This window comes from Alteromonas sp. I10 (assembly GCF_003201515.1).
Taxonomy (GTDB): domain Bacteria; phylum Pseudomonadota; class Gammaproteobacteria; order Enterobacterales; family Alteromonadaceae; genus Alteromonas; species Alteromonas macleodii.
In genome coordinates this window covers 366715-387882 of record NZ_QJJN01000004.1, presented here as the reverse complement: position 1 = coordinate 387882, position 21168 = coordinate 366715, and the positions used below count along the sequence as shown (strand labels likewise).

Below are 21168 nucleotides of genomic sequence, written 5' to 3'. Positions count from 1 at the left end.
CTTTTTAAAAAGTCAGTGCTGATGATAAATATTGGAAAAATTAATACATTACGCGTCGTAGCCCAATACCCTTTTGGCTACGCTTTAGCGCCACTTGTCGAAAACAGCGACGAAAACGACAGCGTAATAGAAATAGATGATGCTGAAGAGCTGCAAACTGTTACGCTTGCGATTGACGAAGTAGAAACTTCCCTCGCAGAAGGACAACAGATAGACGTATTTGTAGCCACAGATCAGCGCGGCGATCTCTATGCCACCATGAAGAAACCTCTGATTCAAGTTGGTGAAACTAAGGTACTTAAAGCGGTGTCTGCCACTAACTTTGGTGCATTTTTCGACTGGGGTTTAGACAACGACCTTTTAATGCCCAACGACTACCAAGCCCAACCTGTTAATCCAGGTATGTACTATGTTGTTCACACCTTTTTTGATGATAAAACCCAGCGTATTTTAGGTGCTACCAAGCTTCACTATTTTCTAAAGGAAAGTAGTGCCTATCTCAACGAGGGCGACACAGTGCAATGCTTGGTTTATGCCAAAACTGATTTAGGTTTTAAGGTAGTTATCAATGAAAAAAGCTTAGGTCTTATTTTCCATAGCGATGCCTTTAAGCCACTTAAAGTCGGGCAAGCTACTGAAGGGGTAATTAAAACAATTCGTGACGACGGCAAAGTGGACGTAGCCCTTCAGCGCGTAGACAAAGGTGGCCGTGATGCACTTCAACAAGCCATTTTGGATGACTTAGAAGCCCACGGTGGGATTTCTACGCTAACAGATAAGAGTGCGCCAGAAGCCATTTACTCTCATTTTAACGTGAGTAAAGCCGCGTATAAAAAAGCGTTAGGGGCGTTATATAAGCAAAAGAAAATCACGCTTAGCCCAGATGCAGTTCGCCTTAACAAATAAACGCACATGTCACAGCTGTATTGAAGCGCTAAACTGGCCTGTCTTGCAGCTTCCTTTTTTATTTTTATGACATTAGGACAAACAATGAAAGCACGTGTTTCTTGGGATCAAGATTTAACTTTTACAGGAACTACAGACAGCGGTTACAAAACGGTGATGGACGGCAGCGGTAAGGCCGTATCTCCAATGGAGTCAGTGCTGTTGGCAGTTGGTGCATGTTCAAGTATTGACGTTGTAGATATTCTTAAAAAAGGGCGCTTTAACATTGAAGCCTGTAACTGTGAATTAGAAGCTGAACGCGCTGAAGAGCCGCCTCGTGTATTTACTAAAATTCACGCGCATTACACGGTGTCAGGTGAAGGCATTAGTGAAAAGGCCCTTGCTCGCGCTGTGCAGCTTTCTGCAGAAAAATACTGTTCCGTCATGCTAATGCTAACGGGTAATGTTGAGATCACTACAAGCTATACTTTGGTTTAATAAACTATAGTAGAACCAACCTCTTTTTAGCGATTCTCGCTAAGCATTAGTAGAAAAGGCCAACCGTTTGGGTTGGCTTTTTCGTTGAAACTGTTTGTTACACTCGTAAATTATTGAAATAATTAACAATTAACATTAGTTAACATCTTTGGCATATTAGCTGCTGTATATGGTCATTATTATATAACGACAATTACGTTAGGGTTATTGACCATGGAAACTACAACGCACAGCAACACCTCTTTGTCACCATCACATTCTTTATTACCGTTTTCGCCAACATCACTCAAATTACTTGTTGGAAGCGGTATTATTGCCCTCACTCTCTCGATGACAGCATGTTCTGATGCTGATGCCATTAACGACCAAGCCAACGCCACCGAAGTTGAAGAAACCGTTTTTGCTATTCCCGTTGAAACCCAAACCATTGTTACTGGCGACATTACGTCCACTTACGATACAACCGCTATTTTAGAGGCCCGTGAAGAAGCATTTGTGGTTGCGCGAGCGTCTGGAATTATCGAAGAAATCTTCGTAGAAGAAGGTGATTATGTTGAAAAAGGCCAGGTACTAGCACAGCTTGATAAACGCCGCTACGAGCTGAACTTATCAAAAGCTTTGGCTGATTTAGCTGGCATTGAAAGCGAACTAGAAAAGGTCAACAAAGTCTATTCCAAAAAGCTTATCAGCGATGACACTTACGACAAGCTCACTTCGCAATTTGAATCAGCAAAAGCATCTGTACGCTTGGCTGAACTTGATTTGAAAGAAGCAACGATCACGGCACCGATTGATGGATACATTGCAGAGCGAAACGCAAAAGTAGGTAACTTAACCGAATCATTCCAACGGGAGAGAATGTTCCATATCGTTCAGCAACGTAATCTTCAAGGCATTGTGTATCTGCCTGAAAATGAGCTACCTAACGTAGTGATTGGACAAGGTGCAATGCTTACCGTGGCGGCTTTAGGCGACAGGAGTATCACCGCGAGTGTTGAACGTATAAGCCCGGTCATCGATGCGACCACCGGCACGTTCAAAGTAACCTTAAAAGTACCGAACGAAGACAACAAACTTAAAGCCGGCATGTTTACCGATGTGTCACTTGAATACGCAACACATGCTAACGCCACGTTGTTGCCTCGTAGAGCGCTAGTTACCATCGATAATAATCATAGTGTATTCGTTGTCGACAACGGCAAAGTTAAAAAAGTTGATATTTCTACAGGTTTTGAAAACAACGAAGTCGTTGAAGTTATTAATGGTTTAAACGGTAATGAAGAAGTGGTTACCGCAGGCCACCAAAACTTGAAAGACAGCGCCCCTGTTGAAGTAGTTAACAGCTAATTCGGCCCAACAAGGAAATCACACAATGCGTATTGTAGATATTGCTGTAAAGCGCCCTGTTGCCGTTAGTATGTTCACTTTTGCGGTATTGCTATTTGGTATGGTGTCGTTAGGCAGACTGTCGGTTAACCTACTGCCTGACTTATCTTACCCTACTCTCACCATTCGTACTGACTACGACGGTGCAGCGCCAGGCGAAGTCGAACAACTGGTTTCAAAGCCCATTGAAGAAGCCATTGGTGTAGTGAAAGGTGTACGTAAAGTCACGTCCACATCGCGTGCAGGCCAGTCTGACGTAGTGCTTTCATTTGCATGGGGTACTGACATGGATTTCGCGAGCTTAGAAGTGCGCGAGAAACTTGATGTATTACAACTTCCCCTTGATATAGAAAAACCAAGACTCCTTCGTTTTAACCCAAGTTTAGACCCGGTAATTAAACTGGGGCTGACGGCACAAAGCGATACGTCAAGTTTAAGCGTAGCGCAAATGAAGCGATTACGTTTATATGCCGAACAGCAGGTAAAACGAGCTTTAGAGTCGGTAGAAGGTGTGGCAGCCGTGCGCGTTGGCGGTGGTTTAGAAAACGAGATACACATTCTTATCGACCAGCAGAAAGCCAGTCAGCTGTCGATTCCCATTACCCGAATTATTGACCGGGTCAGTGCCGAAAACATTAACGCGGCCGGCGGTCGAATTGATAACGCAGCCCAGGCGTTTTTGGTCAGAACCTTAAATCAGTTTGAAACACTGAGCGATATCGAAAACCTTTTCATTGGGCGTTTTGAAGGCAGAAACATTCAACTTAAAGACGTGGCAACGGTTGAGAGTGCTTATAAAGATCGTGATGTGGTAACGCGCTTTAACGGCAATGAAGGCATTGAAATTGCCATTTATAAAGAAGGCGATGCTAATGCGGTTAACGTTTCACAAAAAGTGGCTAGCCGGTTAAATGAGGTCAACAACAACTTGCCTTCCAACTACACGCTTAGCGAAATTTATGACCAAAGCGTGTTCATTAAGCAAGCTATAGATAACGTAAAATCAGCGGCAGTGATGGGCGGTATTTTAGCCATGTTGGTGCTGTACCTTTTTCTTAAAGACTTCTGGGCTACCGTTATTATCTCGGTTTCTATTCCGGTATCAGTAATTGCCACCTTTAATCTAATGTATGCCAACGACATAAGCTTAAACATGATGAGCTTAGGTGGTATCGCGCTGGCTGTTGGATTATTAGTAGATAACAGCATTGTTGTGCTTGAAAATATCGATCGCCATAAGAAGTTAAAAATGGCTGGAAGTGATAACGCTACAGCTAATGAAAAAACGACGGCAGAAGCCACAGACACTGAGGCATCTGCCGCCAGCGAAGGAACAAAAGAAGTCTCTGGCGCAATTGTGGCTTCGACGCTGACCACTATGGCCGTGTTTGTGCCACTGATATTTGTAGAAGGTATTGCAGGTCAGCTGTTTAAAGATCAAGCGTTAACCGTGTCGTTCGCTTTAGCTGCATCGCTTGTTGTTGCGCTCACACTTATCCCTGCGATGGCACATAAGAAGAAAAAGCAACAGCTAGACCACGAAGATGTGTTTACTACACCAGCGCCTACCCCTCCTACGTCAACATTGGGCAAAGTTATGTATTACGTTACCCTGCCAGTTCGTTGGGTATTCAGACTTATCTTTGTATTTTTACCTGCAGCCTTGGTTACCTTGGTGATAGGCGCATGGCATATCGTCAGCAAATTATTAAGCGTTGCGTTTAAACCACTTATCTGGGTATTTAACAAAGGGTTTGACCTTCTCGCTTCTGCTTATGAAAAACTGCTGCGCGTAAGTCTTAGAGCCAAAGCGCTGGTGTTAGCTACTGCCTTTATTCTTGCTGCTGGCGCGATAATGCTTGTACCAAAACTAGGTATGGAACTTATTCCTACCCTGTCACAAGGAGAATTTTCGGTAGAAGTGACCCTCCCTGCGGGCTCGCCACTAGCGCGTACCGACGCTATTATCAGCGAGCTTGCTGCGGTTGCAGTAAATAACAATGATGGCGGCGAAACCAAGGTGCTTCGCACCTATGCCATGTCTGGTACGGGAAGCCTTATAAGCGCTGCGCCTAATCAGGGTGGCGATCATTGGGGCCGCTTAAACATTGTCATGCAGCCTTCGGCGACAGCTGCCGATATGGACGCGGTAAAGCGTGCCCTTCGTGAGTACCTAGCCTTCAAACCTCAAGTTCAGGCAACGTTTTCAGAGCCTGAGCTATTTAGCTTTGCCTCGCCTATTCAAATTGAAATTGCGGGTTACGACCTCAATCAACTACAGCAGTATGGCGACGCCATTGCTACCAAGCTAGCCAGTTTTAATAATTTTGCAGACGTAACGACCAGCATTCGTGACGGAAACCCAGAGCTTAAAATAGCCTTCCATCACGCCAAACTTGCTCGCCTTGAGCTTGATGCATCAACCGTTTCTCAGCTTATTGCGGCCAAAGTAGGTGGCCGTGTCGCTACACAGTATAGTGTTGAAGACAGAAAGGTAGATGTGCTAGTAAGAACCCAAGAAAACCAGCGAGATGACATCGCCAGCGTGCGCGCCATTGTTGTTAATCCAGGCTCTGCGCAACCTATTCCATTAAGTGCAGTTGCAGACGTGTACATGAGTGTAGGTCCTAGCGAAATCACCCGCGTTGGACAGCAGCGTGTAGCGCTGGTATCTGCAAATTTAGCCAAGGGTAAGCTTGATGAAGCAGTTGCCGTTGCTAATAAAGTCATTGATGAAACCCAACTTCCTCTATCTTTAAGTGCAACAGTAACTGGACAAAGTGAAGACATGCAAAGCAGCTTCCGTTCGCTACAGTTTGCCCTAGCACTTGCCGTGTTTATGGTGTATTTGGTTATGGCGTCTCAGTTTGAGTCGCTGCTGCACCCTCTGCTTATTTTATTCGCAGTGCCGCTAGCTGGCGCGGGTTCTGTGTATGGATTGTGGCTTACCAATACGCCGCTAAACGTGGTGGTATTTATCGGTTTGATTATGCTGTGCGGTATTGTAGTAAACAACGCTATTGTATTAGTTGACCGTATAAATCAGTTACGCCGTCAAGGAGTAGATAAAGACACCGCTATTCTAGATGCTGCAAAGACCCGCCTGCGCCCTATTGTGATGACCACACTTACTACGGTACTAGGTTTATTGCCTATGGCGTTTGGTTTTGGTGAAGGTGCTGAAATTCGCACGCCAATGGCCATCACTGTTATTTACGGCCTTCTGTTTGCAAGCTTGCTCACCCTCATTTTACTGCCAGTGCTTTACAGCCTGTTCGACGTGAAGAAAAACGTTGCGCAGAAAACGTCTGTTAACACTAATGCGGGCTTTAGTGACGAAGGAGCGATGTCGAAAGGAGGTGTACTATGAGTACACCTTCTCACAACGCTAATAACAGTTCTGAAACCCATACTGAAAAGCGCCAAATAGGTGAACCGAATCAACGCGAGACAGATATAGCTTCACAGCCGCACCTTTCAAAAATTGCAGGTATAGGCGCCTCGCTTGCACGCTTTGCGTTAAATAAGCCCGTTACCATCGGAATGCTGTTTTTGTCTATGTTGCTGTTCGGCATTGTATCTGGCCGCTTATTGCCTTTAGAGAAATTCCCTGGGATTGATATTCCAGAAATGGTAGTGCAGATCCCCTACCCTGATGCAACGCCTGTTGAGATTGAAACGATGATAACCCGTCCGGTTGAAGAAGCTGTTGCTACCATGTCGGGGATAAAGCGATTAAGGGCACGGTCGTACGACAATATGGCTGAGGTCATTGTAGAGTTCGACTGGGATGAAAACCTTAAAGCCAAAAGTATTGAAGCGCGGGAGAAGATTGACGCTATTCGCCACGAACTTCCTGACGATATAGAGCGGATCATGGTGTATAAATTTAACACCAACGATATGCCTATATTCCAGCTGCGTGTATCGAGCGACCGCGACTTATCAAATGCCTACGACTTGCTAGAACGCAACCTTAAGCGACCGCTAGAGCGTGTTCAGGGTGTATCGAAAGTTGAGCTATACGGCACAATGAAGCGTCAAATTACTATTCGCTTAGATCCTAAGAAAATGGCGGCCTACCAAATAGACGGTACACGCTTAGAGCAGCAGCTTCAAAACGCCAACTTCTCGCTAACCGCGGGCTATATGTACAATAACGGTGAAAAAATTCTGGTTAACCCAACTGGCGAATTTACCGATGTAAACGACTTTAAAAATATGTGGGTTACCCGCAGCGTTCGCTTGTCTGATATAGCCAGCGTGACTTACGAGCTTCCTCAACGCAACGAAGGACGTCATTTAGATCGCACCTTCGCGGTAGGCTTTAACGTATTTCGCGAATCGGGCAGCAATCTTGTAGAAGTTTCCGACGCGGTAATGAAGGTTATCGAAAAAGCCAAGGAAGATCCTGAGTTTACAGGCATTAGTTTATTTGTAATGGACGACACCGCGAAAAGCGTGACTTCGTCGCTGAGCGATTTGCTAAACGCAGGTCTTTTAGGTGCGTTACTTTCAGTTATTGTGCTGTATTTGTTCTTGCGCCAGCTCACCACTACCTTAATCGTGGTGCTTTCAGTGCCATTCTCGATTTGCATTACCTTAGGTGTAATGTATTTATTGGGCTATACCCTTAATATCTTATCGTTGATGGGCCTCATGCTAGCGGTAGGTATGCTGGTAGACAACGCTGTTGTGATCACTGAAAGCGTATTTCAAGAACGCCAACAAGAGGGAGACATTAAGCGAGCCACCCAGATTGGTGTAAACAAAGTCAGTCTTGCAGTCATTGCCGGAACTGCAACCACGGCAATAGTGTTTTTACCTAATATTATTGGGGTGAAAATAGACGTGACTATTTTCTTAGAGCACGTTGCTGTGGCTATCTGTATATCTCTGTTCGCGTCGCTTTTCATTGCTAAAACACTTATTCCCTTGCTGACAACTAAGGTAAAGATCCCTGTTGTAAAAACGCCTCAAACACCGTCCTACATAAAAGGCTATGGTCGTGCGCTAAACTGGATGTTGAAACACCAGGGCGTAACCTGCGTTATCGCGTTATTTATCTTGGCATCGACCTTTGTGCCTATGCAGGTGGTAACGTCTGACGATGAGGGTAACGACAACCAAGAGCGCATTTGGCTTAATTACCATGTGACACAAAACTTCACCTTGGATGAAGTGGAAAAAACCGTAAATAAAATGGAAGCATATCTTTATGAAAACCAAGAACGCTTTCACATTAAGCAGGTGTATACCTATTTTACTGCCGGCCATGCAGTAAGCGGTATCACGCTTAATGACGAGTTGCCCGTAAGTGTGGGTAAAATTAAGGAGGATATTCGCGAAAACATGCCTTCATTCGTGCGTGCTCGCCCCTCTTTCCAGTGGGATAGCGGCAACGGTGGTGGCGTAAGAGTAACGCTGTTGGGCGAGTCTTCAGAAACCTTGCTAAATATTTCAGAGCAGATCATCCCTATTCTTTCCACTATAGAAGGGCTGGAAGATGTAAAAGCCGACACGGGATCTACCCGTGATGAGGTTCAAATACGCATAGACAGAGAGAAAGCAAACCGCTTCGGCATACAAGTAAACGATGTGGCTAAACTTATCTCTACGGCACTACGCGGAAGTAATTTACGTACATTCCGCTATGGTGACGCCGGAGAAGTGGCGGTGCAGCTTAAGTTTGGCAGCGATATTCAAGCCTCGCTAAGCGAACTTAAGAACATCAATATTGGGTTTACGCAGGGTCAATCGGTAACGCTGAACATGATTGCAGATTTCACTGTGGTGCCACAGCTTTCGCAAATTAACCGCAACTATCGTCAAACAGCGCTAGCTATTGGTGCAAATCTAGAGGGTGAAACCACCACCGAACAAGCTCGTGAACGCATAGAAAAAGCATTAGCTAATATTGAACTGCCGACAGGCTACAAGTGGACGCTAGACGGCAGCTTCTCTCGCCAGGATGAAGCCAATGCCGTAATGCAAATGAATATGCTATTAGCGCTTTGCATGATATACGTTGTGATGGCCGCGCTGTTTGAATCGCTAATTCTTCCAACATCTGTGATCACTTCGCTGTTATTTTCGTTCACCGGTGTGTTTTGGGCATTTATGTTGACGGGTACCTCAATGTCTATCATGGGGATGATTGGCATGCTGATTCTGATGGGTATTGTGGTTAACAATGGCATCGTATTGGTGGACAGAATTAATCAGCTAATTAATGAAGGCTTGTCGCTGTATGACGCAGTAATTGAAGGATGTATGACACGTATCAGGCCTATTCTGATGACAGTAGCCACTACAGTTCTAGGGCTTATTCCACTTGCGATGGGGAGTACTCGAATTGGCGGCGACGGCCCTCCCTACTCGCCAATGGCCATTGCAATCATTGGTGGGCTGGTGTTCTCAACACTAACCAGCTTGTTCTTAGTACCACTTGCTTACGTGTTGCTACTAAAGCTTAGGTTTAAAACGCAACGTTTGTTTAAAACCAGTAAAGCGCGTGTAGCCACGTATATTAAAATCGCTAATTAAGGCGCATTTTAAAGCAAAAAGTAAGACAAAAAGCGGGTCTAGTTTTCACCATTTACGTCAACGTGATTGACGATGAGTGCAAGCTAGCCCGCTTTTTCTGGATTTATCGTAACCGCTACCACGCCTTAGCTACGCGACGTTAAGTATTCATGTACGGCATCAGCGTGACGCTCAACTGAAAACTCAATTAGGCTACTGCCATTGCACGTTAATCCTTCTTCAGACGTTACCATACGCAACACTTCACGCTGGCTAGCACCAATGCGACCTACGTTACGTGAAAGACTAGAGCGAAGTACTCTAACATCATCATTTATCACAGCTTTACAAAACCCTGCAAATTGGGTTTCGCCTACAAAGCGTATGTCTTTTTGCGGTGCTGCGGCAGTTGCGTTAACGCTAAATGCTGCGGTTGCAGTTACAGCTAGCACTTTTACCGCGTTGGCTAGTTTCGATTTAACTGGTTTCATGTTTAATTCCTCAATGTGTAGATAAAGGCTTTAATCAAGTTTGTGGCAAACTCTTAGTTTTTGGTTGAACAAAGCTGAACAATCAACAATTCGCTCAACGCCCTTTATTTATGCATCAAGAATTAAAACTTTTCTGTTGAATGATTGTGTAATGGGGGTAAATACGCAGTAAATCTGTTTGTTACACCGTTGTTATCGGCTTAAACCTTTGTTTTATAGAGACTAATCTAAATTATATATTACTAATGTATCTAGCAACGACACTTGAAGAAAGAAAGAAGTATAAAACTTAAATACAAAAAGGCCCCTTTCGGGGCCTTAAAAATGTAATTTTAACAAAATATATAATGATAGAGCGCGTTTAATAAGCAGAAACACTCGCCCTTTCCGTAATTAAATTACAGAAAGCGCAGCCGACTACTCATATTTGCGTTCGCGCTTAGTCTCGATAGCATCAATATAAGCATGCCATGACGCGTAGCCTATAATAGGCATTAACACGATAAAACCAATAAACCCGGTTACGTAACCAATCGCAACGGTGGTAAAGATGATCGCCCCCCAAATAAGCATGGGCACCTTATTAAGCCACACTGCGTTAACGCTGGTTAATACGGCGGTGGCAAGGTCTACTTTGCGTTCCATCAAAATTGGTTGGGTAAACGCCGTAATAAAAAGCATAGCCAATGTAAAGCCCGCACCAACAATTGTGCCTAGCGCTAAAAACGGTAACAAGCTTTCTAAGTCGTTTTCTATATAAGGCGGATAAAGCGCGTGGATTAGCGATGCGACACGTAACCAAAATATCATCATCACCATAAGCAGTATGGCAAAGCCCCACTCGTTAAATGCATTTCGGCGCATTGCGCGTAAAGAGTGGCGTAGCGTGGGCTTGTGGCCTTTTTCCATTTCCCAGCTCACATCATAAAGACCAGCAGCCAAAAATGGACCTACCAACATAAAGCAAACAATGGCGGGTAAAATAACTAAGTGCCAACCTGTCATTTCAACCAAGTACATAATGAACCACGGAATAACCGCGAAAAGAACGCCATAAAACAATGTGAGACCTGGTGCGCGCATAGCGTCTCGTAATGCCAATGACAACCATTTTATAGGGTCGCCAACGTCTAATTCTTTACAGGGAATAACGCGTGCTATACCACTTTGCGTGATTGCATTCTCTGGTGTTTCTTTGAAATGGTGCGACATATTCTTATCACCTCTGCTTGTTAGCCTGTTTGTTACTAACGCGTTTTTTATACACGCCTTACTACTACGATAGGCGCTGAATGAAAAGTTCACAAGCTATTAACATAAATTTTATACTTAAGTGACAAGCGGATCATTCATCTCGTTATGTGGTCAATAAATAGCCACTTGGTGAAAAAAGTAGTGCTTAAAGCAGAAATACTGCAAAAAGGCCATCGCATATGGCTTTGTATTGCGATAATCTCAGGGTATGTAAATCAACCAGATAGACCATGAAAACTGTATCTCGCTCACATAAATTAGATAACGTTTGTTACGACATTAGAGGCCCAATTGCTGCGCAAGCACGCAAAATGGAAGACGAAGGACACCGCATATTAAAGCTGAATATCGGTAATCCCGCCCCATTTGGATTTGAAGCCCCTGACGATATCGTAAAAGACGTTATTCATAACCTGCCTACGTCTCAAGGATATTCAGACTCGACAGGAATTTATGCTGCCCGTGTGGCCGTGATGCAGTACTACCAGCAGCGCAACATTAAAGACATCCGTGTAGACGACGTTTATATTGGTAACGGCGTATCTGAGTTAATTATGATGGCGATGCAAGCGTTGCTTAATCATGGCGATGAAGTGCTTATTCCAAGCCCTGACTACCCGCTTTGGACTGCAGCAGTTAGCCTCTCGTCAGGTTCACCCGTTCATTATCGCTGCGACGAGCAAGCAGGCTGGTTCCCCGACATTGACGACATAAAAAGTAAAATCACCAGTAAAACTCGCGCGATCGTACTGATCAACCCTAACAACCCTACCGGTGCAGTTTACGACAAAGCCCTTTTACAAGATGTGGTTGAAGTCGCCCGCGAACACGGACTTGTTGTATTTAGCGACGAGATTTACGACAAAATTCTTTACGATGAAGCAAAACACACCAGTATTGCTTCACTGGCTGACGATGTTTTTTTTGTTACCTTTGGCGGTTTAAGCAAAAACTACCGTGTGGCGGGCTTTCGTTCAGGTTGGCTAGTTGTCAGCGGCAATAAGCGCCTGGCGTCGGACTATATTGAAGGGCTTAATATTCTGTCTTCCATGCGGATGTGCGCTAACGTACCGTGTCAAAGTGCTATTCAAACTGCGTTAGGCGGCTATCAAAGCATTGACGACTTGGTGAAAGAAAACGGGCGCCTTCGCATTCAGCGCGACGTGACTACAGATATGCTAAACGGCATTGACGGTATTTCGTGCGTTAAACCTAAAGGTGCCATGTATTGTTTCGCCAAAGTAGATGAGAAGAAATTCAACATTCAAAATGATGAACAAATGGTGCTGGACTTATTAAGCGCTGAAAAAATTCTGCTGGTACACGGTCGCGCGTTTAACCTTACTGAAGGCACGTATTTCCGATTAGTATTTTTACCGCACAGCGATGTTTTGGTGCCTGCTCTGCATCGTATTGGCAACTTCTTTAGAACGTATAAGCAAGGGGCGTAATGTGTCTGATAAAAGTCACTTTTTTGCGCACCTGGCGCGCTTAAAGCTTATTAATCGCTGGCCGCTAATGCACAACGTGCGCACAGAAAATGTGCAGGAGCACAGTTTGCAGGTGGCCATGGTTGCCCACGCACTTGCTTTAATAAAAAATAAGTTTTTTGGCGGCACACTAAACCCTGATCGTATTGCTACCATGGCAATATTTCACGACGTGTCGGAGGTACTCACTGGAGACCTCCCTACCCCAGTGAAATATTTTAACCCTGCGATTAAAGAAGAATATAAAAAGATCGAAAAAATTGCAGAGAACAAGCTAATTGAAATGGCACCAGAGGCATTTCGAGAAGACTATGCGGCGCTTATTGATCATCACTACCATAGTGAAGAAGAAGCTTTTATTGTGAAAGCAGCAGACGTACTTTGCGCTTACCTAAAAACGCTTGAAGAATTAGCTGCTGGTAACCAAGAGTTTAAGCTGGCTAAGAAAAGATTAGATAAAACCCTTAAAGAATATCATTCTGAAGAGGTGGACTACTTCTTAACGCGTTACGTACCAAGCTTTTCTTTAAGTCTTGATGAAATTACGCAAGACGATATGTGAGCGAGGCGGCTAACAGCCCATAAATCACTATACTGACGAATAGAAGTAGCATACACAGCAAGGCAGCGAGGTTTTTTTGGCAACAAGCGATTGGGAATTAGCATTACACGAGCGTCGTTTACCCCGCAGTGAAACAAGAGACGGCGATCACCGCAATCCGTATCAACGTGATAAAGCACGCGTTCTTCATAGCGCCGCCTTTCGTAGATTACAGGCAAAAACGCAAGTGCTCGGTGTGGGGCTGAGCGACTTCTATCGCACTCGATTAACCCACTCTCTAGAAGCCGCCCAAATTGGCACCGGTATTACTGCCCAACTTTGGGTGAAATTTCCAGATATCGCCACGACGTTAGCGCTTGATCCTACGTTAATCGAAACCCTCTGCTTGGCTCACGATATTGGTCATCCCCCATTCGGCCATGGTGGTGAAATTGCGCTTAATTACATGATGCACCAATACGGCGGGTTTGAAGGAAACGGACAAACTTTTAGGATCATCACTCAGCTAGAGCCCTATACCGCCGAACACGGCATGAATTTATGCAGAAGAAGCGTGTTAGGCTTGGTTAAATATCCAAACTTTATCGATGCCCTTCATAGTAAAGGACCTACGCCAGAGCGCCCTGTTTCACTTCGTCAGGTAAAGGCCCACGACTGGCATCCGCCAAAAGGTCTGTTTCGCTGCGATGAGCCCCTATTCGACTGGCTACTTGCGCCATTTAGCAATGAAGATAAAGATGGGTTTATACAGTTTACTGCAAAACTGAATGCACACAGTAAAACGCAATTTAAATCGTTCGACTGCTCAATTATGGAACTGTCTGACGATATCGCCTATGGCATTCACGACTTAGAAGATGCCATTGTAATGGATATGGTCGACAAGCATCATTTTGTCGAGGATGTAACCACCCCGCTAAAAGCGCTAGATGTACCGTGGCTGTCAGACAATATAGAAGTGCTAACCAATAAGCTATTTAGCGCTGCACATCACGAAAGGAAAAATGCCATAGGCGCGCTGGTAAATAGCTTTATTACAGCTATTGAAATAAAAGGCGTTGAGGGTTTCGCTCACCCGTTACTGGCGTTCAACGCCGTAATGCCTGAACATTTTGCACAAGCCTTGGAGCTTTTCAAACGCTTTGTGTTTAACAAAGTAATACGCCGCCCCGATGTGCAGCTTCTTGAATACAAAGGACAGCTGGTGGTTATGGAGCTTTTTGAAGCCTTTGCATCAGATCCTGACCGCTTACTTCCCGAAAACACCCAAGTTCGCTGGCGTAAGGCCTGTGAGAGCGGCAATGGTATGCGCGTTCTCGCCGACTATATATCGGGTATGACCGATGAATTCGCACCTCGCCTATACAGTAATATCTTTTCACCTAAACAAGGCGGTATTCAAGATAGTCTGCATATGTAGATTGTTTTGTTTTTCCAAATTAATTGAAATGAAAAGACCGTACTCTCGGTCTTTTTTATTATGTTGAACTTACTCGTTACATTAACGTAGCTAAATGTACTGGGCGAAGTGACGACCATTTCTCATAGTCTTATCATAATTTAGGTGACGTAATGCCAAAACCATTTAAACCCTCAGTAAAATTAACTGATAACGACGTAACCAATGAAGGCGTTTATATGAATCGCCGTTCATTGCTCAAATCTATGGGCTTTGTGGGAGCGTCTACGCTGTTGGCGAAGTCGGCAGGCGCTGCCGGTTGGTTTTGGGAAGATGAAGAAGAGAAGGCAGCGTTTAAGGGAAAGGCGCTGGAGTTTAGTCAGCCCCCTAAGTTTCAAATAACGGAAACCCGAACGCCTGAAGATAAAGTGACCAGCTACAACAACTTCTATGAGTTTGGCACATCTAAAGATGCACCAGCCAAAAATGCGACTGAATTTCAAACTAATCCATGGACGTTAAAAGTTGACGGGATGGTTAAAAACCCCATTGAGCTTGATCACGATGCCTTAACAAAGCGTTTTCCCCTTGAAGAACGCATTTACCGCTTGCGCTGTGTGGAAGCATGGTCGATGGTGGTGCCTTGGATTGGGTTTGAGTTGGGGGCGTTGTTAAAACAAGCCGAGCCATTAATGTCAGCCAAGTATGTGGCGTTTGAAACCCTATACGACCCTGAGCAAATGCCCGGTCAACGAAGCCGCTTTACCGGTGGTGGTATTGATTACCCTTACGTAGAGGGTTTGCGTCTCGACGAAGCCATGCACCCGTTAACGCTCATGTCGGTTGGTCTTTACGGGAAGACCTTGCCACCTCAAAACGGTGCGCCTATTAGGCTTGTTGTACCGTGGAAGTATGGTTTTAAGAGCATTAAGTCTATTGTGAGAATTCGCCTTACCGATAAGAAACCGCCTACCACATGGAATCGACTGGCCGCCAACGAGTATGGCTTTTACGCCAACGTGAATCCAAACGTGTCGCACCCAAGGTGGAGCCAGGCCAGCGAGCGTAGAATAACCACAGGTGGGCTACTCGCCAGAAATCGCATCGACACCCAAATGTTCAACGGTTACAGCGAAGTCGCGCCGCTATACAAAGATATGGACTTATCCCGTTATTACTAGCTGGTACGTTTTATACGGGCTACGAGCAAATAGCTAGCCCTTCTAACCAATATCTCATGACCGAAGCTATTAAACATTATTATTAAGTTGTTCATTTAATGCCGTTAAGAAAAAAAACATTTCGACTCTCTGTATGGCAGCGCCGCAGCCTAAAAGGTCTTATTCACCTTTTCGCATTGGGCTATATCGCTTGGTTGTTTTTTGCAGGGGTAACCGATCAGCTTGGTCCAGACCCTGTAAACACGCTCATCAATGAGACTGGAACTTGGGCAATTCACTTTCTTTTACTAACGCTTACTCTTAGCCCACTTGCAAAATGGTTACCAAGCCCAGAACCAATGCAATTCAGACGTATGATTGGCGTATACACCTTTGTGTACGCCTTTGCACACCTGCTCACTTACATTGTGTTTGAACTCCAGCTTGATATGGCACTAGTGGCTAGCGAGATAGTAAGCAGGCCTTACATCATTGTTGGCATGGCAGCGTTACTTCTTCTTTTTGCTCTCACCGCTACGTCGTTCAAGCGTATCCAGCGCAACATGGGAAAAAAGTGGCAGAAGCTTCATAACAGCATTTACCTGATCCTGCCACTTGCACTACTTCATTTCAGCTGGTCGCAGAAGACATTTTGGCAAGAGCCCGTTTGGTATTGGATGATTGGACTGATATTAATGAGCCCTAGAATGAAGCAGTGGTATGTGACGTATCAGAAGAAAAGCCAAAAGAAGTCGAGAGACAAAAACGCAGTGGCGTGAGAAAACTAAAGTCGAAAACCTTTTAAACGAGCACGTAAAGCAGCGCAGCATAACGCGCTGTTTTGCTAAGCGTTACCGCAAGAATAAAAAACCAAAATGGGCTTCTAAGTACACCTGCTACTAAAGTAATAGGGTCGCCAATAATAGGTACCCAGCATAAAAACAAGCTCCACTTCCCCCACTTTGTAAAGGTGTAGCTTGCACGGTTAAACGCTGCTTCGCTCACTTTTAACTTATCGGTCGCAATTTCTTTTCCGAACTTGAAGCCCAATGCATAATTAACCACCGAGCCGAGTACATTTCCTAACGAAGCAACAACAAGCAACAACACCCAGCTCAACCCACTACTGTATAAAGCACTAAGCACAATTTCAGAACTAAAAGGCAATATAGTGGCAGCCAAAAATGCAGATAAGAACATCCCCAAGTAGCCTAAATGTATTAATACGCTCAACGCTCCTCCAGCTTTATACAGTAGTTTTCTATGTAAAATTCGCGCGCATCTTACCTTAATCGGAGTATGAATACTTCCTTCAGAATTCGAAAGCACAAAAAAACCATTATCTTTTATATAGTTACTGACAAAGCACCAATTTGTGTGAAAAAAGTACAACTAAATACTTGCCAAATCCCTCTTTTATGAATACTGTATACACATACACACTGTATAAGTAACCAGTATCAATTAATAACAATATTCCTGAAGTTCGATTTATGAACTTAAGGGCAAATGCATAAAGGGTTTTACTATGAACACATCTTCAGTTTCACGATTCAATGCTTTACGCGCTTCGGTTTCAAATGTTGTTCAACTACCTTTGCCGATAGAAGGGTTTCCTGGCGAAAAACAAGGTAATGGAAAAGGAAATAACGACAAAGGTTGGAATTATCTGCTTTCAAATACGGTGTCGTTTTCTAAATCTGTAGATCACGCTATCCGTATTCAGAAACCTGAAAAAGAAAAAATGCCTGAATGGATCAGTAAGCTGATTACAGGTGGCCAGTGTAAAACACTGTATGTGGAAAACATCGATTTAGACCTTCAACCAACAGACAGTGAAATGATTAGAAAGCTGTGTGAGCTTTACTCTGTCAGCCTGGTGAATGTACGTGTTAACAGCATTAATGACGAACAAAACGTAGCATTAGGCCCTTGGTAATACAAAGCCTGTTTATGCTTACATCTTGCGTTTGCTCCATCTTACGTTTGCCTGAGTAGCGATGCGTAAACAAAACCTAAATATTTATTTTTATACAGCTCTTTGGCGTGGACTCTCTGACATGTACCCTTTAGCATCAACCACCACGGACTCATTGAATATCGGCAACATTTACGTTTAAAAAAGTTGGGGCTCACGCAACTTATACTTATACTGTAGCGCTTTGTTTTACTTTTAAACTGCGAGTTGTCTTATGCGCTGTTACTGTTGCTCATCAAAATCCTTCGACGAATGCTGCGAGCCTTTTATTAAGGGTGATAAATACCCTAGTTCTGCAGAGCAACTTATGCGCTCCCGGTTTTCAGCCTACGCTACAGCGCATTATCAATATATTCTTGAAACCTACACCAAAGAAAAGCAGCAGGGTCTTTCTGTAGAAGATTTGGCGCAAAGCGCACAAGGTGCGACATGGTTCGCGCTTAAAGTACACCCCACTCTAGCGGCTAGCTCCGTAGATAACTCCGTAGATAGCTTGGTAGGTAACTCGGTCAGTAGTACTGAAGAGAGTTCGATAGACAGTTCTGTAAATGCTGACGCTAAAGTCGAAGCGCAAACCAACGCCGAGGCAATCTCTAAGCCTAGTTTAAAGCCCATCTCCAAGCTCATCTCTAAGCCCAATAATGCCATTGTTGAATTCACTGCTTACTATTTTGAAAATAAAAGCATGTATCAGCTTCACGAAACGTCGAATTTTAGTGTTGAAGACGGTAAGTGGCGTTATCACGACGGCGTATTACACGACGACTGCGGCAAAATTAAATACGGGAGAAACCTACCTTGTGTTTGCGGTAGCAACAAAAAATTTAAACAGTGCTGCGCAACTAAGAGCCGCTAATCCAATTGCAATAACTAACTGTACTCCCTTCCCTGCGCATCTTGATTGTTCACCTTTCCTTTAATTTAAAATTAAAGGTGAATTGAATACGTATGCACGATGTTTATTATTTGTAAACAAAATGTAAGCATTGCTTTCATCTTTTATCTCGCTCCCACATAAAATAGGACACACTATGAAGATGAAGAAACATGCGGCAGGCGTTTTAATAGGCGCAGCACTGAGTACATTAAGTTATCAAAGCTATGCCGACGTTATACTGCACGCATTTAACTGGACCTACGACGACGTCGCCGCAAAAGCCCAGGAAATTGCGGACCTTGGTTACACCAAAGTACTCGTTTCGCCTGCTTATAAATCGACAGGTGACCAGTGGTGGGCGCGATATCAACCACAGGACTATCGAGTTATTGATAATCCACTTGGTGACACTGCTGACTTTCAAGCGATGGTTAATGCATTAAATGCCAAAGGTGTAGAGACCTATGCGGATATTGTCTTTAATCATATGGCGAATGAAGCATGGAAACGTTCAGACTTAAACTACCCCGGAAGTGAAGTACTACAGCAGTACTCTTCAAATCAGGGATACTACAATGGCATCACATTATTTGGTGATGTAAGTAGCGGCCTTTTTGGCGGTGGTGACTTCCACGGTACGTATGATCAAGGTGGCCCTAAGTGCATCAGTAACTACAGCGACGTGGGCGATGTTCAGTACAATAGATTATGCGGCGCCGCGCCAGATCCTGGCTTGCCCGACCTAGACCCCAATAATTGGGTAGTAGCCCAGCAAAAAGCGTATCTTCAGGCGTTAAAAGACATGGGTGTAACCGGTTTTCGCGTTGATGCTGCAAAGCACATGACCAACTATCATATCAACGCGGTGTTCGACAGCAATATAAAAAACGGCGTGCATGTTTTCGGAGAAATAATTACCACGGGCGGTGCAGGCTCTAGTGAGTATGATAACTTCCTTGCACCTTATTTATCAGCAACAGGTCACTCGGCCTACGACTTCCCGCTTTTCGCGCAAATTCGCAGTGCATTTACCTTCGGTGGTTCGATGAATGCCTTAGTTGACCCAGGTGCGTACGGTCAGGCTTTATCAGGCGACAAGGCCATCACATTTAGTATTACCCACGACATCCCGCTAAACGACGGCTTCCGCTACCAGTTACTTGACCCTACCGACGAACATTTGGCAAATGCCTATGTACTAGGGCGTGACGGTGGTGTTCCATTACTGTACTCAGATAACAATGAAAGTGGTGATAATCGTTGGGTAGATTTGTACAAGCGTGATGACATCAAGGGTATGGTTAAATTCCATAACGGAGTTCAGGGCAGTGGCATGCAAGTTGTAAGTCATAATGACTGCGTTATTTTCTTCAAGCGTGACCATCAAGGCGTTGTGGGTATTAATAAATGCGCAGACGGCCAAGATATTTGGGTAGATACATCTACGGACAATTTGTGGTGGTATAGAAATTACCGCGATACCTTAAGTAATGATGTGCAATATATTACAACTCAGTGGCACAAGTTCTATGTACCAGGAAGAAGTGCACGAATGTGGCTTATGGAATAACCCACTGTTAACAAGAAAAGCCTGAACATCGATTGTTCAGGCTTTATTGTTAAGTTACCCACGTGTCAGGCTTGTAGGATCAGGGCACAAGTACCATCTTACCTTTCACTTCCCGGTTCATTACCTTGGCCATGGCTTTCGTTGCTTGTTCTAAGGGTAATGCTTCATCTACGACCACCTTCACCTTACCTTGCACATACCAAGTTAAAAGCTCTTGCATGTTTTCCGCAAAGCCTTTTGGATCGTGCTGAGTAAACGAGCCCCAAAATACGCCCATAACCGAATAGCCTTTTACCAGCGCTAAATTAACCGGGAATTTCGGGATCTCACCGCCAGCAAAGCCAACCACAAGTAAACGACCTTCCCATGCCATACTGCGGCTGCAAGCGTGGAATGTGTCACCGCCAACGCATTCATAAACTACATTGACACCTTTGCCGCCTGTGACTTCTTTCAGCGTTTCTTTGAGATCTTTTTCTTTGTAGTTAATTAAAACGTCTGCGCCATACTCTTTAGCAAGCGCCAGCTTTTCTTCTGTTGAGCAAACTGCAATCACTTTAGCGCCCATAATCTTGCCTATTTGCACTGCTGCTAAGCCAGTACCACCCGCTGCGCCGGTTACAACCAGTGTTTCGCCTGGCTGCAGTTTTGCGCGCTGTTTTAACGCGTGATGTGCTGTCGCATGCGCAGTTACAAGAGCAGCCCCCTCATTAACATGGATGGGATCAGGTAACGGCATAACATGAGTGGCAGGGATCAGCGCTTTTTCTGCGTAACCACCTAAGTTAGACAACGCAATAACTCGTTGCCCTTCTTTCAAATGGGTTACCCCCTCACCTACTTCAGAAATGGTGCCTGCCACCTCATTACCAGGAATAAACGGGAAGTCTGGCTGCATTTGATACAGACCTTGCACCAGCAGCCCGTCTGGAAAGTTTACCCCTGCGGCTTCAACGTTTACGATTACATACCCTTTTTTAACTTGCGGGTCTGCAACATCTTTAAATTGAAGTTCATCAAGTGGCCCAAAAGATTCGCATACGATTGCTTTCATACTGTCTCCAGTTTCTTTGTTCGACGTGCACACTATTAC

The 21168-nt window shown here is 44.5% G+C and carries 17 protein-coding genes; 13 read left to right on the top strand and 4 right to left on the bottom strand.

The window, feature by feature from the left end:
• Positions 1–21: 21 nt before the first annotated feature.
• From BZA03_RS10690 to BZA03_RS10670, 5 genes are all read left to right on the top strand, one after another.
• A complete protein-coding gene (locus BZA03_RS10690) occupies positions 22–906 on the top strand; it encodes a S1 RNA-binding domain-containing protein (RefSeq protein ID WP_110288759.1) in 885 nt (294 codons plus the stop codon).
• A gap of 84 nt (positions 907–990) precedes the next feature.
• Positions 991–1383 (top strand): OsmC family protein, encoded by a 393-nt coding sequence (locus tag BZA03_RS10685; RefSeq protein WP_014949747.1) that lies wholly within the window; start codon positions 991–993, stop codon positions 1381–1383.
• Positions 1384–1596: 213 nt separating this feature from the next.
• A complete protein-coding gene (locus BZA03_RS10680) occupies positions 1597–2730 on the top strand; it encodes an efflux RND transporter periplasmic adaptor subunit (RefSeq protein WP_014979512.1) in 1134 nt (377 codons plus the stop codon).
• A gap of 25 nt (positions 2731–2755) precedes the next feature.
• Positions 2756–6139: an efflux RND transporter permease subunit gene (locus tag BZA03_RS10675; RefSeq protein WP_110288758.1), complete on the top strand. Its 3384-nt coding sequence runs from the start codon at positions 2756–2758 to the stop codon at positions 6137–6139.
• Entirely contained in the window at positions 6136–9315 is a 3180-nt protein-coding gene (locus BZA03_RS10670; protein WP_110288757.1) for an efflux RND transporter permease subunit, read from the top strand. Before BZA03_RS10675 ends, BZA03_RS10670 begins: the two co-directional genes overlap by 4 nt.
• A gap of 125 nt (positions 9316–9440) precedes the next feature.
• Here the strand turns inward: BZA03_RS10670 and BZA03_RS10665 are convergent, their stop codons facing one another.
• Complete coding sequence (locus BZA03_RS10665) at positions 9441–9785, bottom strand: DUF3718 domain-containing protein (RefSeq protein WP_014949750.1); 345 nt, start codon at positions 9783–9785, stop codon at positions 9441–9443.
• Positions 9786–10202: 417 nt separating this feature from the next.
• Positions 10203–10997, bottom strand: coding sequence for a DUF2189 domain-containing protein (locus BZA03_RS10660; protein ID WP_014949751.1), 795 nt, complete (start codon positions 10995–10997; stop codon positions 10203–10205).
• Between the two features lie 272 nt (positions 10998–11269).
• On the opposite strand from BZA03_RS10660, the gene BZA03_RS10655 reads away from it, so the two are divergent.
• From BZA03_RS10655 to BZA03_RS10635, 5 genes are all read left to right on the top strand, one after another.
• Positions 11270–12490, top strand: a complete 1221-nt coding sequence (locus BZA03_RS10655) for a pyridoxal phosphate-dependent aminotransferase (protein WP_110288756.1) — start codon at positions 11270–11272, stop codon at positions 12488–12490.
• Between the two features lies 1 nt (position 12491).
• On the top strand, positions 12492–13091 hold the full coding sequence (gene yfbR / locus BZA03_RS10650) for a 5'-deoxynucleotidase (RefSeq protein ID WP_012519109.1): 600 nt from the start codon (positions 12492–12494) through the stop codon (positions 13089–13091).
• Positions 13092–13167: 76 nt separating this feature from the next.
• Complete coding sequence (locus BZA03_RS10645; protein WP_110288755.1) at positions 13168–14511, top strand: anti-phage deoxyguanosine triphosphatase; 1344 nt, start codon at positions 13168–13170, stop codon at positions 14509–14511.
• Between the two features lie 152 nt (positions 14512–14663).
• Positions 14664–15671: a protein-methionine-sulfoxide reductase catalytic subunit MsrP gene (gene msrP, locus BZA03_RS10640; protein WP_110288754.1), complete on the top strand. Its 1008-nt coding sequence runs from the start codon at positions 14664–14666 to the stop codon at positions 15669–15671.
• A gap of 98 nt (positions 15672–15769) precedes the next feature.
• Complete coding sequence (locus BZA03_RS10635; RefSeq protein WP_110288753.1) at positions 15770–16429, top strand: sulfite oxidase heme-binding subunit YedZ; 660 nt, start codon at positions 15770–15772, stop codon at positions 16427–16429.
• A 22-nt stretch (positions 16430–16451) separates the two neighbouring features.
• Here the strand turns inward: BZA03_RS10635 and BZA03_RS10630 are convergent, their stop codons facing one another.
• Positions 16452–16850: a YqaA family protein gene (locus BZA03_RS10630; protein WP_014998633.1), complete on the bottom strand. Its 399-nt coding sequence runs from the start codon at positions 16848–16850 to the stop codon at positions 16452–16454.
• 328 nt (positions 16851–17178) lie between these two features.
• Between BZA03_RS10630 and BZA03_RS10625 the strand changes: the two genes are divergently transcribed.
• From BZA03_RS10625 to BZA03_RS10615, 3 genes are all read left to right on the top strand, one after another.
• Entirely contained in the window at positions 17179–17589 is a 411-nt protein-coding gene (locus BZA03_RS10625) for a hypothetical protein (protein WP_039216466.1), read from the top strand.
• A 253-nt stretch (positions 17590–17842) separates the two neighbouring features.
• Entirely contained in the window at positions 17843–18484 is a 642-nt protein-coding gene (locus BZA03_RS10620; protein ID WP_110288752.1) for a YchJ family protein, read from the top strand.
• A 175-nt stretch (positions 18485–18659) separates the two neighbouring features.
• Positions 18660–20075, top strand: a complete 1416-nt coding sequence (locus BZA03_RS10615) for an alpha-amylase family protein (protein WP_110288751.1) — start codon at positions 18660–18662, stop codon at positions 20073–20075.
• A gap of 79 nt (positions 20076–20154) precedes the next feature.
• Here the strand turns inward: BZA03_RS10615 and BZA03_RS10610 are convergent, their stop codons facing one another.
• On the bottom strand, positions 20155–21129 hold the full coding sequence (locus tag BZA03_RS10610) for an NADPH:quinone oxidoreductase family protein (RefSeq protein ID WP_110288750.1): 975 nt from the start codon (positions 21127–21129) through the stop codon (positions 20155–20157).
• Between the last annotated feature and the right edge of the window lie 39 nt (positions 21130–21168).

What these genes read in the sequence shown, in the direction of transcription:
- BZA03_RS10655 (WP_110288756.1), top strand. Translation starts at nt 11,270, where the DNA reads ATGAAAACTGTATCTCGCTCACATAAATTAGATAACGTTTGTTACGAC.
- BZA03_RS10660 (WP_014949751.1), bottom strand. Translation starts at nt 10,997, where the DNA reads ATGTCGCACCATTTCAAAGAAACACCAGAGAATGCAATCACGCAAAGT.
- BZA03_RS10675 (WP_110288758.1), top strand. Translation starts at nt 2,756, where the DNA reads ATGCGTATTGTAGATATTGCTGTAAAGCGCCCTGTTGCCGTTAGTATG.
- BZA03_RS10630 (WP_014998633.1), bottom strand. Translation starts at nt 16,850, where the DNA reads ATGTTCTTATCTGCATTTTTGGCTGCCACTATATTGCCTTTTAGTTCT.
- BZA03_RS10690 (WP_110288759.1), top strand. Translation starts at nt 22, where the DNA reads ATGATAAATATTGGAAAAATTAATACATTACGCGTCGTAGCCCAATAC.
- BZA03_RS10615 (WP_110288751.1), top strand. Translation starts at nt 18,660, where the DNA reads ATGAAGATGAAGAAACATGCGGCAGGCGTTTTAATAGGCGCAGCACTG.
- BZA03_RS10670 (WP_110288757.1), top strand. Translation starts at nt 6,136, where the DNA reads ATGAGTACACCTTCTCACAACGCTAATAACAGTTCTGAAACCCATACT.
- BZA03_RS10635 (WP_110288753.1), top strand. Translation starts at nt 15,770, where the DNA reads ATGCCGTTAAGAAAAAAAACATTTCGACTCTCTGTATGGCAGCGCCGC.
- BZA03_RS10680 (WP_014979512.1), top strand. Translation starts at nt 1,597, where the DNA reads ATGGAAACTACAACGCACAGCAACACCTCTTTGTCACCATCACATTCT.
- BZA03_RS10625 (WP_039216466.1), top strand. Translation starts at nt 17,179, where the DNA reads ATGAACACATCTTCAGTTTCACGATTCAATGCTTTACGCGCTTCGGTT.
- BZA03_RS10665 (WP_014949750.1), bottom strand. Translation starts at nt 9,785, where the DNA reads ATGAAACCAGTTAAATCGAAACTAGCCAACGCGGTAAAAGTGCTAGCT.
- msrP (WP_110288754.1), top strand. Translation starts at nt 14,664, where the DNA reads ATGCCAAAACCATTTAAACCCTCAGTAAAATTAACTGATAACGACGTA.
- BZA03_RS10620 (WP_110288752.1), top strand. Translation starts at nt 17,843, where the DNA reads ATGCGCTGTTACTGTTGCTCATCAAAATCCTTCGACGAATGCTGCGAG.
- BZA03_RS10685 (WP_014949747.1), top strand. Translation starts at nt 991, where the DNA reads ATGAAAGCACGTGTTTCTTGGGATCAAGATTTAACTTTTACAGGAACT.
- BZA03_RS10610 (WP_110288750.1), bottom strand. Translation starts at nt 21,129, where the DNA reads ATGAAAGCAATCGTATGCGAATCTTTTGGGCCACTTGATGAACTTCAA.